A 14839-nucleotide genomic window follows, 5' to 3' on the forward strand; every position below is an offset into this window, starting at 1 on the left:
AAAATATCCTAAGACAAAAAACCAGAGTAAATAAAGAAGAATTAAAAAAACAAGATATTTGATAAGATTTTTCATACTTTAAACTGTGGTTCCCCAATTGTCTTTAAGATTTCAGCTATGATTTGATGTGCAGATATTTTATTCATTTTCGCATCATATGTCAAAATCAGACGATGTGCTAGAATCATTGAAGCTACATATTGAATATCTTGTGGAATCACATAATCACGTTCATTTAAAAAAGCATAGGCTTTAGCTGTTTTCATCAGTGCAAGTGAACCACGTGGTGATGCTCCCTGCTCAACTTGAGAATGTGTTCTAGTAGCGGTAATAATTTGCATAATATAATGATAAATATCATCATGAACATAAACTTGATCAATCTTTTGTTGATATTGTAAAATTGTATCCGGTGTTAATACTGGGTGAATATCGTCGAGTGGATTAGATGTTTGACGTTTTTTCATGATATCTATTTCTTCCTGAAATTGTGGATAACCCAAACTCAAGCAGCTCATAAAACGATCCATTTGAGAATCAGGCAGCAATTGTGTTCCTGCTGATCCATAAGGATTTTGGGTTGCTATAACACAAAAAGGTTGTGGCAAAGTATAAGTTTTCCCATCCACTGTCATTTGTCCTTCTTCCATCAATTCCAGTAAAGCCGCCTGTGTCTTACTTGATGTTCGATTCATTTCATCAGCTAAAAGCAAATGACAAAAAGCAATTCCTTCTTTATATTCAAACTGTTGTGTTTGGGGATTATACATTGTAAATCCAACAATATCACTTGGCATAATATCCGGTGTTAATTGAATACGATGATAATCCATTTGTAAGCATCTAGATAAAGCTAATGCTAAATTTGTTTTCCCTACACCCGGAATATCCTCTAATAAGATATGTCCCCTAGAAAGGAGGGTCACAAATATTTTCATAATCACTTCATCTTTTCCAATAACAGCTTTTTTGATTTCTTGTATAGCCTGTTTAATTTCTTGATTCATTTTTTCACCTCATTCTTTTTATTAGTATAACAGATATCTCTTAATTACAAAATAGAGAGATAAAAAAAGGAAATCTATTTTTCATAGATTTCCTTTTGATAACCAATATAAATATTTTGATCATCCACAAGAATTGGACGTTTGATCAGCATTCCATTTTGTGATAACAGTAAAGCTGCTTCCTGTTCACTCATATCTTTTACTTTTTCTTTTAGATTCATTTCACGATAAAGTTTGCCAGATGTATTGAAGAATGGTTTGATCCCTTGTCCGTTTTGTTGTATCCAATGAAGTAATTCTTCTTGACTAGGAGTTTGTTGAACAATATCTCTTAATTCAACATCAAGACCTTGTTCTTTTAATTTTTTCAAAGCTTTTAAACATGTACTACAACGTGGATAATAAATAAATTGCATTATGCCACCTCCAATAAAGATAATGCGACTCTTTTTTTCTTTAAATCAATATCATAAACATAAACATCTAAAATATCACCTACATGACAAATATCTAAAGCATGTTTCACTTTATGTGTAGACATTTTAGAAATATGAATTAAACCATCATTTTTTAAACCAATATCAACAAAAGCTCCAAAATCCACAACATTTCTAACAACCCCTTGTAATTTCATTCCTTTTTTCAAGTCTTCAATTTTTAGGACATCTTTTCTCAAAACAGGAACGTTATATTCATCACGAGGAGAACGATGTGGCGAAACAAAAGCATCCAATAAATCTTTAACCAAATAAGAATCAAGGTGTAAATCCTCTTGAATTTGTTGCGTAGATGTTGCTTCAATCACTTCTTTAGCACGAGGTGTTCCAATATCTTCTTTATGAAGATGGAGATATTCTAAAAGATGCATTGCATCCTGATAATTATCAGGGTGAATACTCGTTTCATCTAACTTTTCATTTCCTGATAAAATTCTTAAAAACCCTACTGCCAGTTCATATGTTTTATCGCCTAATTTTTTTACATTTTTAATGTCATGACGAGAAATAAATTTTCCATGTTCCTCACGATATTTCACAATATTTTTAGCTGTCGTCATCGTCAGGCCAGAAACATATTGCAATAGTGATGGTGAAGCTGTATTAATGTTAACTCCTACTTGATTGACTACTTTTTCAACAACAAAATCTAATTGTTCTGTTAATTTCTTTTGATTCATATCATGTTGATATTGCCCTACAGAAATCGCTTTGGGTTCAATCTTTACTAGTTCAGCTAATGGGTCTTGTAAACGTCTGGCAATAGATACAGCTGATCTTTCTTCAACTTGATAATCAGGAAATTCTTCTTTTGCGATAGCACTTGCTGAATAAACACTTGCTCCAGCTTCTGATACAATCACATATTGAACATCGAGCTGATATTTTTTTATAAACTGAGCAATAAAACTTTCTGTTTCTCGACTTGCTGTTCCATTTCCAATCGCAATAATTTCAATTTGATATTTTTGAATCATAGATAACAGTATTTTTTCATCTTTTGTATAATGATCCTTTGGAATAGTAATAAATACTTTATCAATATCTAATACCTTTCCTGTGGGATCAATAGCTGCCAATTTACAACCTGTTCTAAAAGCCGGATCGATTCCAAGCACAAATTTATCTTTCATAGGAGCCTGTAATAATAAATTTTCCAGATTAATTGAGAATACATTTAACGCCTGTTCCTGTGCTTTTTCAGTCAACTCATGACGTATTTCTCTTTCTACAGAAGGAAAAATAAGACGTTTAAAAGCATCTTTAACAGTTTCTTCAATAAAACCTTGTAAAGAAGATTCACGTCTACGCATGACTCCTTGAACAATATATTGAATAAAACGTTCATCGTCAATTTCAATTGAAACAGTAAGTACTTTTTCTTTTTCAGCACGATTGATGGCTAAAACACGATGGGAAGCAATATATTTAACTCTTTCTTGATAATCATAATACATTTCATAAATACCATCTTCTTCATCAGGATTTGTCTTTTTGACATGGGAAGTTAAGATTCCTGTTTTATATATCATATCTTTTGTGTATTTACGATAACGTGGTTCATCACTGATTTGTTCAGCAATAATATCTTGTGCTCCTTGAATAGCCTCATCAATACTAGAAACTTGTTCATTGATATACTTTTGAGCCTCTTTTTCTAAATCAAAAACTCTTGGTAACTTTAAAATAGCTTGGGCCAATGGTTCTAATCCCTTAGCTTTAGCCATCGTTGCCTTTGTTTTCTTCTTTTCTTTAAATGGTCTATAATAATCTTCAACTTCGCTTAACTTAGAAGCCTTAAGAATATTTTGTTTTAATTCTTCTGTCAACAAACCTTTTTCATCAATCAAACGGATAACATCATCTTTACGTTCTTGAAGATTCAACTGATATTCATAAACTTTTGAAATTTCTCTAATTTGATCTTCATTTAGGCCTCCTGTTTTTTCTTTACGATAACGAGCAATAAAAGGAACAGTTGCTCCATCTTCTAATAAAGATAAAACATTTTCTATCTGTTGGTTGGAAATAGACAGTTGAATAGCTATTTTTTGTATAATTTCTTGATTCATAAAATCCTCCAATAATAAAAAAACACATTGATAGACAATGCTTAAAATGGTGCATCTGATGAGATTCGAACTCACACGGAAATACTTCCACTACCGCCTGAAGATAGCGTGTCTACCAATTCCACCACAGATGCAACAAAATAAATTGGTGCAGGTGATGAGACTCGAACTCACACGGAAATACTTCCACTACCCCCTCAAGATAGCGTGTCTACCATTCCACCACACCTGCATTTAGCTTATATATTATAACAAAAATCCTATTTCTATGCAATAAGGAATAGAGAATTCACTCTATTCCTTAATCAAATCGTATAATGCTTTTGCATAAATCGCTGTTGCTTTCATCAAGTCTTCAATAGATATTTCTTCATTATTTTGATGAATTTTATTATCACTGTCAGGAAATTCCACACCAAAAGCTACACAGTTTGGCATAGTCTTCGCATATGTTCCTCCACCAATAGCTTGTGGTTGATGTTCATGGTCACCTGTAAATTCAACATATGCATTATGCAGTTTTTGAATTAGTTCACTTTGAGGGTCTACATATAATGCTTTTCCTAATTCATGTGTTTCTGTTAAAGAATAAGATTCCAGACATTGGTGCATCTTTTTCGTTAACTGTTCATCAGTCACTTCATGAGGAACACGCATATCTAAAATCATACTAACATGTTCATCTTTATAGTTAATGACACCCAAATTAACAGTGAGAGGTCCCATCAACCCTGTATAAGCTATACCAAGTTTCTTCCCATAACAATCTTCATAGAAGAATTGATCAATCAATTCAACAAGCTTATTTTGTGATACTGTTTTTAAATAATGACACATATATACAGCTGCATTGATTCCCAACTCTGGTGTAGAAGCATGTGCAGATTTTCCTGTTAAAACTAGTTTTGTATGATTACCTTCTTCTTCAATATTACCTTCTAAATGATATTTTGATAAATAGGCTAAAAAAGATTCTTTATATTGTTTATATGATCCTATTAAGTAAGCCTCACAAACTTCTGGTACAATATTAGGTCTTGTGCCAGAATACAAACCAATTAAGTTATCTTTATCAATTGTTCCTGTGATTTTAAAATTAACCCCTGCTTTTTCTCCATAAACGACTGGAAATTCTGCATCCGGAGTAAATCCCATTGCAGGATAAGGCTTTTTTGTAAAATAATATTTCATACATTTAGAACCATTTTCCTCATTACATCCAAAAATAATTCTTGTTTTCATTTTTACTGGCAACTTTAATTCGTGAATAATTTTAGCAGCATAGTAACCAGCTATTAATGGTCCTTTATCATCAGCTACACCTCGACCATATAGTTTTCCATTTTCTAATGTTGCCCCATAAGGTTCAGTATTCCAACCCTTAGCATTACATGGAACAACATCTAAATGTCCTAATATTCCAAATGTTTCCTCTTGATCTCCTATATCTATATGTCCTGCATAACCATCGACATTTTCACAGATAAAACCATCTCTTTTTCCAATTTCTAACATAGCTTCTAAAGCTTCACGACACTTTTCTCCAAAAGGTTGACCTTCGTTAGCTGTTGTTTCATCTAAAACAGATGGTATTTGACATAATGTTTGAATATCTTCTATCATTGCATCTTTTCTTTTATATACTTCTTCTAAAAAATCTATCATTTCTCATTCACCTCTCAATTATTATAGCAAACATTTTCAATAAAAGGATACTTTTTATAAAAAAAATGCTATGATATATAAAATGGAGGGAATAAATACATGGAAAATATCAAATTTCATATTACTGTCAAAGCAATTGTCATTTATCATCAGAAAATACTTATTTTAAAAAGAGTTCGTCCATCTAGTGATGGATTAGGTTATTGGGAACTTCCAGGTGGTGGATTAGAATATGGAGAAACACCTCATGAAGCATTAATAAGAGAGCTAAAAGAAGAAACAGGTTTAGATATTAAAATTATTAAACCCGTTTATACTTTTACTGCTATTCGTCCAGATTATCAAACTGTTGGTATTGGATTTCTTACCATACCGACAAACGATCATGTTCAATTATCTCATGAACATACAGATTACCAATTTGTATCAAGTACAGAATTACTTCAGTATATTGATAAAAAAATTTATGATGATATCATCATGACACTTAAAGAATACGAATCAATGCATATTGTAGATTAAAAAATCAAGGTTACCCTTGATTTTTTCGTTCATAATAATCTTTTATAGCAGAAATTGATTTCTTTTTAAAACTTATATACATATATCCAAGTACCGCAGTTGATACAACAAATAGAGCTGTTGTTCCAATAAATACATAAGTTAATGTATTATCATTTTCTTCTTCAACAGGAGTATATTTTTGTAATGTCCCTTCAGTATCTTCATATGTATATAATTGAGTTTCCCCAGCTTCATTCATTAAATAGACAAGTGTATAATGTGATAAAGCTTCATCTTCAAATTTCCATCCACTTAATTCAACATCACCAATTTTAATAGTTGCTGTTTTTAAATCTTGGATAGCTTCTAAATTATCTGGGGCATCCATAAGAACATATGTTTTTCCATTAACAGCTACAGTTTGATATTTACTCAAAACTTTATTATTATCTACATCATAAATATAAAATCCTGTGCTATCATCTTCATTTTGTAAATATAATAAAGTCAATCCCATATCTTTATTTTGTAAAGCTGTCACATCTTTATTGTCAATTTTTATTGTTGATTTTTCAAATCCTTTTGGCACATCCGTTTTAGATAAATCATTTAAAATTCCTAAATTTTGATCACCCAATTTAACAAATTGTGTTGGTTTTTCCGTCACATAAACACTTATCGTATAAGTTTTCTTGCTGCCATCTTCAGCAGTAACCGTAACTGTAAAATTATTTTCTCCTATTTTTAATTCTTTTTTACCTGTTCCAGAAACTTTTGCTTTACTATCTTTAGCTTTGGCACTTATAGTTAGTGATTCTGTTTCACTTGTTAAATCAACTTTATATGTTGTTGTTCCAGAAGAAAACTTTGGCGATAAAGTTCCTTCGGAAACACTTAAAGAAGATAAATTCTTTTCACTTGATTTTTTTACTTCTGGTTCAGAAGTTGACTGACTTGAACTACTTGAATTATTTGAAGAAGTAGTTCCATTTGATGAATTTGAAGAACTTGAACTACTTGTCACTGTAAATGTTGTATAATCGCTAACTGAATAATCAGCAGGATTGTCATAGTTTGACGCAACTCCTGACGCTGTAACTGTAACAGTTCCTATTCCTGTTGCTCGTACTTTAATCGTAGTACTTCCATTATCTACATCTGTTGCAGAAGAAATGATTTGTCCGGGACCTTGACAACTAACATTAAATGTTGCATATAATCCGCTACCTGTAATTGTCACAGTAACAGTTTCGCCTACTTTAGCAGTACCTTTTGATGAAACAGAAAAACTTGCAGCATCACTATTTATTACATTCAATGATATTACTGATGTAATCATCAAAATTGACACAAATATTTTTTTTAATTTATTCATTATATACCTCACTAATTAACTTATTTTTTGTTTTCCATTAATATGATTTCTAACCATAACATAATCTGTTGGTGATATTTTTCCATCTCCATTAACATCTCCAGCAGATAAGCTGTTTCCAGTCAATTTAGATTTTCCATTAATATGATTTCTAATCAATACATAATCTGTTGGTGATATTTTCCCATCACCATTCACATCTCCTCGTGTATAAGATGTAGGACTATCAGATGTACTACTATCACTACCATTTGTAACAATTGTCACATCTGATGCAGGAATATATAAATAATCTCTTGAAAAACTATATTTATTCTCCCAATCCGTATCAGTACGAGAACTGTTTAATGCTGTATCACTTTGAATTTTATACCATTTCTTACCAGATACTGTAACAGTATCTAAAATAATCACTGGTAAATTATAAGTACGTGGACTATTACCACTTCCTAAAGTATGTGTTACAGTTGAATTAGGTTCTTTATAAAGCTTATAGCTTTTTTGCTGCCCATTAATAATACCAATTGTATATTTATTATAATCACTTCCATAATTATAATAATAATTAACACTTGCAGCTTTTTCTCCCCAATATGGATCAGATGCATAACGCACATTGATACCAGACAATTTATCTCCTAAATGTCCACCGTTATAACGCCAATCTTCGTTATCTAAGTAACCATTAGAAATAAATTTTTCAGCATGATATTTTATACTTGTTTGTGGATTAGCATAACCATTTGCTCCATAATATGGGTTACTATCTACAGCACCATGTCCAAACAAATTATTTTTATCCATTGCAATGGCACTTGTTCCCCAAGCACTTTCATTTCCAGAAACACCAAACATCAATAATGCATTTGTACCATATGTATTTTGATTTTCAATATAATATTGTCCCATATTCTTCATTTTTGAAGAACTTGAACCAGCTTTATCATTTGTAATAGCATTAAAGTTTGATGCTGTTAAAGTTGTTTTAGAACGATGTGAGAGAAATTGATAGTAATTATAAAATGGGTTTGATTTATTAACAGCATTAGGATAAGATGTATTGCTATTTTGATAATCTTTAATCATTGTTGGATAACTTGTATAGAAATAATGACCATCGTAGCTATAGTATGTCGTTCCTGTATTTAAATAGCTTGGTTTTTTTCCAACTCTTTGCTTACTAGAGCCATTTGTTCCATAATAATATATATGATATAAATAGCCATCTTCTACTTTATAATGAGAAATTTTAGTTTCTTTATCTTTATAATCAACAATAGTCACATCATTTTTATTAAAATCCATAATAGTCCCAGCCTGTTTTGCACGAATTTTACCATTGACTGTTCCAATATAAGCTGCATCCTTAGCATAGCTTCCTGTCGTATAACCATCATAACCAGTCAAAACATTATCATAAGTCAAATAACTATTTCCATCATGACCTTTTGCATTCAGATATACAACACCATATTCAATATCTTTTGTTTTTTCTTCTACTGCATATGTTGTAACGGAAAAAGATCTGGCACGTAATTTAGATTTTGCATTCACCTTATTATCCAAAGCTTCTTGAGCTTCTTCTTCACTTTCATAAGTTGCAATAACTTCTTTTTCATCACCAGTTTTGGCAACCAAATCATATTCTTTCGTTTCTTCTATAATCTTAGAATCATCATTTTCAATATCATCAAAATCAACAATAGATGCACTTCCATCTTCGTTAATAACAGTAAAATAATCTGTAATTTCAGGACCACTTTGAGATTCATCCTTTGCCTCTACTTGATTTTGATTTGTCACATTTATAAATAACCCCATAACTAAAGTTAAAGAGATAATAAACATACTCAATTGAAATACTTTTTTCTTCATTAAAACACCCCTTCTTTCACTACATTCCAAATAAAATTATATTATATGAAAATATGAAATTCAATCTATTTTCGTATAATTTCACACAAAAAAGATGAATTTTATAACATAATTCCCAAGAAATGTTATAAAATATCATCTTTCTTTTAATTCATCCAAATTATATGGTGTTTGTTGATAAACATAATAGTTTAACCAGTTAGCAAATATTAAATAAGCGTGAGAACGCCATTTTACTTGAATTTCATTATGAATATCATCATTCAAATAGTAATTTTTAGGCATTTCACTGATAATATCAGGATTAGCTAAATCTCTTTTATACTCTTTGTCTAAAGTATCTGGATCATATTCAGGATGCCCAGTTACAAAGAAGCGTGAACCATCTTTAGAAGCAACAATATAAACCCCTGCTTCTTTTGACTCAGCTAAAATATCCAAATCATTAATCTTTTCGATATCTTCTTTAGAAACACTTGTATAACGAGAATGCGGAGCATAAAACTGGTAATCAAAACCTCTTAATATTTTTCTTTGCATCTTTTCAACATTTGTATGGTGTAAATAAACGCCTGTCAACTTATGTGATAATAAATATTTTGAAACACCATAAAAGTAATATAACGCTGCCTGTGCAGCCCAACAAATAAAGAAGGAACTAAAAACATGTGTTTTTGACCATTCTAATAATGTTGTTAATTCATCCCAATAATCAACATCATGAAAATCCAACTTTTCAACAGGAGCCCCTGTAATAATAAGACCATCATATTTATTATCTTTGATATCATCAAATGTTTTATAAAAAGCCAAAAGATGTTCTTTAGAAACATTTTTAGAATCATGACTTGCCATATGAATCCAATCAACTTCTATTTGTAGTGGTGTATTAGATAAAAGTCTTAATAATTGTGTTTCAGTCACAATCTTAGTTGGCATAATATTTAAAATAAGTAATTTTAAAGGTCGAATTCTTTGTGTCGTTGCACGTGTTTCATCCATTATAAAAATATTTTCTTCTTTCAATATTTTTGCTGCTGGTAAATTATCTGGTATTTTAATTGGCACAATTATCCCTCATTTCAATGAGTATTGTATCATATTTTATCAAAGACTTGAATATTCTTTTAAAAAGAAATCAATTCATTAAAGACTTGAATAATAAAGGCATCACTCATTCCCGCCAAATAATCTATAATACTTTTTTCAAATGCTTGAAAATCATTCTCGAAGTCATAAACAATTTGATTCTTGTATTGTTCTTTTCTTGGATATTGTTTTATGTATGCATATTTTTCTAACCATGTTAAATAATGACCGATTAACTTTGGATATTGATTGAGATCATGTTTTAATTTTTGTATAAAATCATCATATTGTTTATAATCATATAAAAAATCAAAAAGTGAATTTAATATTAAAGATACATATTTTTCATGAATCTGAACTCTTTTGATTAAATAAATATTTTGATAATTAAACTTCATAATAACTTTCATTTTATCAAATGCTTCCTGTGATAGTCCTATTCCTTTTTCAACCGATGAATTTTCAACAACATCATGAATAAAGTAATTCACAACAGAACCATTATTAATTGCATAAAACTGATAAGTTCCCATTTGATTTAATTGATCTCTTAATTCATCAATTTGTAATTGTTTTAAAACATGAAGTCTTAAGGCATCTTCGATATCTCTTGCGAGATAAGCAATTTTATCTGCCATTTTCACAACGCAACCCTCATAGGTAAAAGGATTATATTCTCCAGCATACTGATAAGCGTTTAAATCAATATATTCTTTTCTTTTTTGAATGTATTTTTGATTCATTTCACCACAGTGCGAAATGATTCCATCTCTTACAGCATAAGTCAAATTTAAATTATATTGATTATGCTGATTATCTTCTAAAAGTTCAATGTGATCAACAAAATGTAAGCTATTTTTTTCATGCCAGAATCTATCTAATTGATGTGACTGTGCAATTTGTGTCAAAATAGTTTCTCCACCATGCCCAAAAGGTGCATGTCCTAAATCATGTCCTACAGCAATCGCTTTTGTTAATTCAGTATTTAAACCTAATTGATGTGCTATAGTATAAGAAATAGATTCTACCAGATTCACATGTTCGCTACGTGTACAGACATGATCATCTTCAACTGCAAAGAAAACTTGTGTTTTATGTTTTAATCGGCGATAAGCCTGTGAAAAAATAATTCTTGTATAATCTCTTGCAAATTCACTTCTTAAATCATATCTTCTTTGATATATATTCGCACATCTTTTGATTGCTTTTTGATAATCAGGATGTTGTTCAAACATTCCATATCCGTCAAATTTCTTTTCCTTCATTTTTGTTACCTCTCTATGTTATACTCATGTTATAACAAAAAAGGAGTGAAAGCAATGGATACACAATTATTTTTACAACAAGCCCATGAATTAGTAAAAGATGAAAAAAATGTTGTTGCTAATATGGCAAATATTTCTGCATTTTTAAATGAAATTCTTCCAAATATTAATTGGGTAGGATTTTATCTATTAGAAGACAAAGAACTTGTTTTAGGTCCATTTCAAGGAAAGGTTGCCTGTTTGAGAATTCCCGTAGGGCAAGGTGTATGTGGTAAAGCAGCCCTTCTACAGCAAACTGTATGTGTCGGTGATGTTCACCAATTCAGTGGGCATATTGCCTGTGATGAACGCAGTAAAAGTGAGATTGTAATTCCTATTATAGTTCGTCATGAACTTGTTGGAGTTTTAGATATTGATTCTCCTTATTTTAATAGGTTTACAGCTTATGATCAGAAATTCTTAGAAAGTATAGTAGATATAATTGCAAAAGAAACTTTTTGAAAAAGTCATGCCTAAAAAAGAAGTTCATAGAATATAAAAGACAATGCTTTTATTTCATGATGAAATTAAGCATTGTCTTTTTCATTATTTTTTAACAACTTTTTCTACTAATGCAACAACTTCTTCCATTGTTGTACAGTTAATAGCCTGATTAGCTAAATCTGCCATTTCTTTTTGAGATAATCCTCTAATTAATTTTCTTTGAGCCAAAATAGATGTTGCTGACATAGAGAATTCATCTAATCCTAGACCTAATAATAATGGTGCAGCCATTGGTTCTCCTGCCATTTCACCACACATACCAGCCCATTTACCTTCTTTATGTGCTGATTCAATAACATGTTTAACCAAACGTAAAATAGATGGATTAAATGGTTGATATAAGTAAGATACACCAGAAGACATTCTATCTGCAGCAAATGTATATTGAATTAAATCATTTGTTCCAATTGAGAAGAAATCTACTTCTTTTGCAAATTGATCTGCCAATACAGCAGCAGCAGGAATTTCAATCATAATACCTACCTGTAATGTATCAGATACTTTAACACCTTCAGCAATTAATTTTTCTTTTTCTTCCATTAAGATACCTTTAGCTTTTCTAAATTCTCCTAATGTTGCAATCATTGGGAACATAATTCTTAAATCACCATAAACTGATGCTTTTAACAACGCTCTCAATTGTGTTCTAAAAATATCTTCTCTTTGGAAACATAAACGAATTGCACGAACGCCTAAGAAAGGATTCATTTCTTTTGGTAAATCAATAGCTTCAATTTCTTTATCTCCACCGATATCAAGTGTTCTAACAACAACAGGTTTACCAGCCATTCCTTCTAAGATTTCTTTGTAAACTTCAAATTGTTTTTCTTCAGTTGGTAATTCAGCAGATTCCATATATAAGAATTCTGTTCTAAATAAACCTACACCTTCACCACCATTTTCTCTCACACCTTCAAGATCTTTTGGTGAACCAATATTAGCAACCAATTCAACTTGATGACCATCAGTTGAAACAGTTTTTTCATTCACTAATTTTTTTAATTCTTCTCTATATGCAATATAATCATCACGTTTTTGAGCATATTCTTTAACAGTATCTTCATCAGGATTAATCATGACAACTCCTTCAATACCATCAAGAGCAATCATATCACCATCTTTAACTTCATCAGTAATTGTTTTACAAGCCACTACTGCAGGAATTTCTAAACTTCTAGCCATAATTGCTGAGTGTGAAGTTCTTCCACCAATATTTGTTGCAAATCCTCTTACAAGATTTTTATTTAATTGAGCTGTATCAGAAGGTGTTAAATCATCGGCAATAATCACAACTTCTTCATCAATCAAAGCTGGATTAGGCAAAGATTTCCCTAAAAGATTTGCTAAAAGACGACGAGATACATCTTTAATATCAGCAGCTCTTTCTCTAAAGTATTCGTCCCCCATAGATTCAAACATAGCCACAAAAGTATTAGCCACTTCTTCTAAAGCTGCAGCAGCATTACATTTTTCATTTCTAATCTTATCTTCTACTTGAGTTTTCAATTCAGGATCAGATAAAACTAATGCATGAGCATCAAATACAGCAGCTTCTTCAGCAGATAAATTTTTTGAAGCAGCTTCTTTGATTGCCTCAAGTTGCTTACTAGTACAATCCATTGCATCTTCATAAGCTTTAATTTCTTTTTCAACGTCTTCAACAGTTTCTTTTGTCACTGTCAAATCAGGCATAACTAATTTGTATGCTTTTGCAATTGCAATACCATTAGATGCCGCAATTCCTTTAATCATTGTCATTTTGACCTACCTCCATATAGACTTATTTTACCTTATTTTCCATATAAAATAAAGATTAAACTTTCTTTATTTCGTAAATTTTAAATTTTCAAATTTTGAAAATTTACCTTTTCATTTCATAGTGCTTGTTATATAATAAAGACATATTATAGGAGGGACAAAAATGAAAGTCATTATTGTAAAAGATTATGAAGAAGCAAGCCAAAAAGCTTGTGAAATTATGTTGAATGTTATTAAGAATAATCCAACAGCCAATTTAGGTTTAGCTACGGGATCTACACCTATTAGACTTTATGAATTGATGAGAGAAGATCATAAGAAAAATGGAACTTCTTATAAAACAATTAAGTCATTTAATCTTGATGAATATTTTGGTTTGGACCAATCTCATCCTCAAAGTTATCATTATTTTATGTGTCATAACTTATTTAATGAATTAGATATTGATATGAACAATGTTCATGTGCCAAAAGGTAATGGTGATATTGATGAAGAATGTAAAGCTTATAATCAATTATTAGAAGATAATCCTATTGATATTCAATTATTAGGTATCGGTTCGAATGGGCATATTGGTTTTAATGAACCTGGAACACCTTTTGATTCAGTGACTCATAAAGTTGATTTAAAACAATCTACAATTGAAGATAATGCACGTCTATTCTTTAATGGTAAAATTGAAGATGTACCTACTCAAGCAGTAAGTATGGGAATTGCAAATATCATGAAAGCCAAAAAAGTATTACTTATTGCTTCTGGAGAAGGAAAAGCTAAAGCTATCCAAGCTACTGTTGAAGGTCCAAAAACAACAGATGTACCTGCAAGCGCATTACAAGATCATCCAGATTGTATTTTAATTGTTGATGAAGCTGCTGCAAGTCTATTAAAGAAATAAACATATGATTTTAAAAATCTCACTCCATATAACGAGTGAGATTTTTTATATTTATAAAAAAAATTCCCTATGAAATAAAGAAATTCACAGGGAATCAAAAAAGCATATCTAATATGCCAGGAAAAATGAAATGATTTTAAATAACTCCATCTTAAGGAAATCATGATGAAAGAATAAAAAAGGACGGAACCAGAAGAAGACTGGACCGTCATGTGAACTGGCAGCGTGCTATTGTCGCAGTTGCCCACTATCTTCGCCGCTATGATGCTTAACTTCTGTGTTCGGCATGGTTAC

Annotated in this window: 12 protein-coding genes and 2 tRNA genes; 3 read left to right on the forward strand and 11 right to left on the reverse strand. The window is 30.8% G+C overall.

The genetic code is table 11. The features are described 5' to 3' along the window. Nucleotides 1–71: 71 nt before the first annotated feature. The 6 genes from B5E75_RS04445 to pepV all read right to left on the reverse strand — a co-directional run bounded on the left by B5E75_RS04445 (nt 72) and on the right by pepV (nt 5241). Nucleotides 72–1007 (reverse strand): AAA family ATPase, encoded by a 936-nt coding sequence (locus B5E75_RS04445; protein ID WP_087357581.1) that lies wholly within the window; start codon nt 1005–1007, stop codon nt 72–74. A 74-nt stretch (nt 1008–1081) separates the two neighbouring features. Beyond that, nucleotides 1082–1423, reverse strand: a complete 342-nt coding sequence (locus B5E75_RS04450; protein ID WP_087357582.1) for an arsenate reductase family protein — start codon at nt 1421–1423, stop codon at nt 1082–1084. After that, nucleotides 1423–3576 (reverse strand): Tex family protein, encoded by a 2154-nt coding sequence (locus B5E75_RS04455; RefSeq protein WP_087357583.1) that lies wholly within the window; start codon nt 3574–3576, stop codon nt 1423–1425. The genes B5E75_RS04450 and B5E75_RS04455 overlap by 1 nt, the downstream gene beginning before the upstream one ends. Before the next feature lie 47 nt (nt 3577–3623). Continuing rightward, nucleotides 3624–3710: transfer RNA gene (locus tag B5E75_RS04460), tRNA-Leu, on the reverse strand. 12 nt (nt 3711–3722) lie between these two features. Continuing rightward, a tRNA-Leu gene (locus B5E75_RS04465) sits at nt 3723–3808 on the reverse strand. Between the two features lie 62 nt (nt 3809–3870). After that, the gene (pepV, locus tag B5E75_RS04470) at nt 3871–5241 is read right to left on the reverse strand and encodes a dipeptidase PepV (RefSeq protein ID WP_087357584.1); all 1371 of its coding nucleotides are present in this window, start codon (nt 5239–5241) and stop codon (nt 3871–3873) included. A gap of 99 nt (nt 5242–5340) precedes the next feature. Here pepV and B5E75_RS04475 point away from each other — a divergent pair, with 99 nt between their 5' ends. Beyond that, entirely contained in the window at nt 5341–5763 is a 423-nt protein-coding gene (locus B5E75_RS04475) for an NUDIX hydrolase (RefSeq protein ID WP_087357585.1), read from the forward strand. Nucleotides 5764–5773: 10 nt separating this feature from the next. On the opposite strand, the gene B5E75_RS04480 is transcribed toward B5E75_RS04475, so the two are convergent. From B5E75_RS04480 to B5E75_RS04495, 4 genes are all read right to left on the reverse strand, one after another. Next, a complete protein-coding gene (locus B5E75_RS04480) occupies nt 5774–7120 on the reverse strand; it encodes a cadherin-like beta sandwich domain-containing protein (protein WP_241146619.1) in 1347 nt (448 codons plus the stop codon). Nucleotides 7121–7135: 15 nt separating this feature from the next. Then, the gene (locus tag B5E75_RS04485; RefSeq protein ID WP_241146620.1) at nt 7136–8995 is read right to left on the reverse strand and encodes a dockerin type I domain-containing protein; all 1860 of its coding nucleotides are present in this window, start codon (nt 8993–8995) and stop codon (nt 7136–7138) included. A 135-nt stretch (nt 8996–9130) separates the two neighbouring features. Then, nucleotides 9131–10063, reverse strand: a complete 933-nt coding sequence (gene metA, locus B5E75_RS04490; protein ID WP_087357586.1) for a homoserine O-acetyltransferase MetA — start codon at nt 10061–10063, stop codon at nt 9131–9133. 59 nt (nt 10064–10122) lie between these two features. Next, nucleotides 10123–11349, reverse strand: coding sequence for a deoxyguanosinetriphosphate triphosphohydrolase family protein (locus tag B5E75_RS04495; RefSeq protein WP_087357587.1), 1227 nt, complete (start codon nt 11347–11349; stop codon nt 10123–10125). A 54-nt stretch (nt 11350–11403) separates the two neighbouring features. Between B5E75_RS04495 and B5E75_RS04500 the strand changes: the two genes are divergently transcribed. After that, complete coding sequence (locus B5E75_RS04500) at nt 11404–11850, forward strand: GAF domain-containing protein (RefSeq protein ID WP_087357588.1); 447 nt, start codon at nt 11404–11406, stop codon at nt 11848–11850. 84 nt (nt 11851–11934) lie between these two features. Here B5E75_RS04500 and ptsP read toward each other — a convergent pair whose 3' ends face one another. Further along, nucleotides 11935–13644 carry a phosphoenolpyruvate--protein phosphotransferase gene (gene ptsP, locus B5E75_RS04505; RefSeq protein ID WP_241146621.1) on the reverse strand — a complete coding sequence of 570 codons (1710 nt, stop codon included), beginning with the start codon at nt 13642–13644 and terminating at the stop codon, nt 11935–11937. Between the two features lie 169 nt (nt 13645–13813). Here ptsP and nagB point away from each other — a divergent pair, with 169 nt between their 5' ends. Continuing rightward, a complete protein-coding gene (nagB, locus tag B5E75_RS04510; RefSeq protein WP_087357590.1) occupies nt 13814–14545 on the forward strand; it encodes a glucosamine-6-phosphate deaminase in 732 nt (243 codons plus the stop codon). Nucleotides 14546–14839: the final 294 nt, after the last annotated feature.

Origin of the sequence: Massiliimicrobium timonense (assembly GCF_002160865.1) — a bacterium.
In the GTDB taxonomy this organism is placed as follows: Bacteria; Bacillota_I; Bacilli_A; order Erysipelotrichales; family Coprobacillaceae; genus Allocoprobacillus.

Excerpts from the sequence above, each read along its gene's own strand:
- B5E75_RS04450 (WP_087357582.1), bottom strand. The coding sequence starts at position 1,423 with ATGCAATTTATTTATTATCCACGTTGTAGTACATGTTTAAAAGCTTTG.
- B5E75_RS04455 (WP_087357583.1), bottom strand. The coding sequence starts at position 3,576 with ATGAATCAAGAAATTATACAAAAAATAGCTATTCAACTGTCTATTTCC.
- ptsP (WP_241146621.1), bottom strand. The coding sequence starts at position 13,644 with ATGATTAAAGGAATTGCGGCATCTAATGGTATTGCAATTGCAAAAGCA.
- nagB (WP_087357590.1), top strand. The coding sequence starts at position 13,814 with ATGAAAGTCATTATTGTAAAAGATTATGAAGAAGCAAGCCAAAAAGCT.
- B5E75_RS04480 (WP_241146619.1), bottom strand. The coding sequence starts at position 7,120 with ATGAATAAATTAAAAAAAATATTTGTGTCAATTTTGATGATTACATCA.
- B5E75_RS04500 (WP_087357588.1), top strand. The coding sequence starts at position 11,404 with ATGGATACACAATTATTTTTACAACAAGCCCATGAATTAGTAAAAGAT.
- pepV (WP_087357584.1), bottom strand. The coding sequence starts at position 5,241 with ATGATAGATTTTTTAGAAGAAGTATATAAAAGAAAAGATGCAATGATA.
- B5E75_RS04475 (WP_087357585.1), top strand. The coding sequence starts at position 5,341 with ATGGAAAATATCAAATTTCATATTACTGTCAAAGCAATTGTCATTTAT.
- B5E75_RS04485 (WP_241146620.1), bottom strand. The coding sequence starts at position 8,995 with ATGAAGAAAAAAGTATTTCAATTGAGTATGTTTATTATCTCTTTAACT.
- B5E75_RS04495 (WP_087357587.1), bottom strand. The coding sequence starts at position 11,349 with ATGAAGGAAAAGAAATTTGACGGATATGGAATGTTTGAACAACATCCT.
- B5E75_RS04445 (WP_087357581.1), bottom strand. The coding sequence starts at position 1,007 with ATGAATCAAGAAATTAAACAGGCTATACAAGAAATCAAAAAAGCTGTT.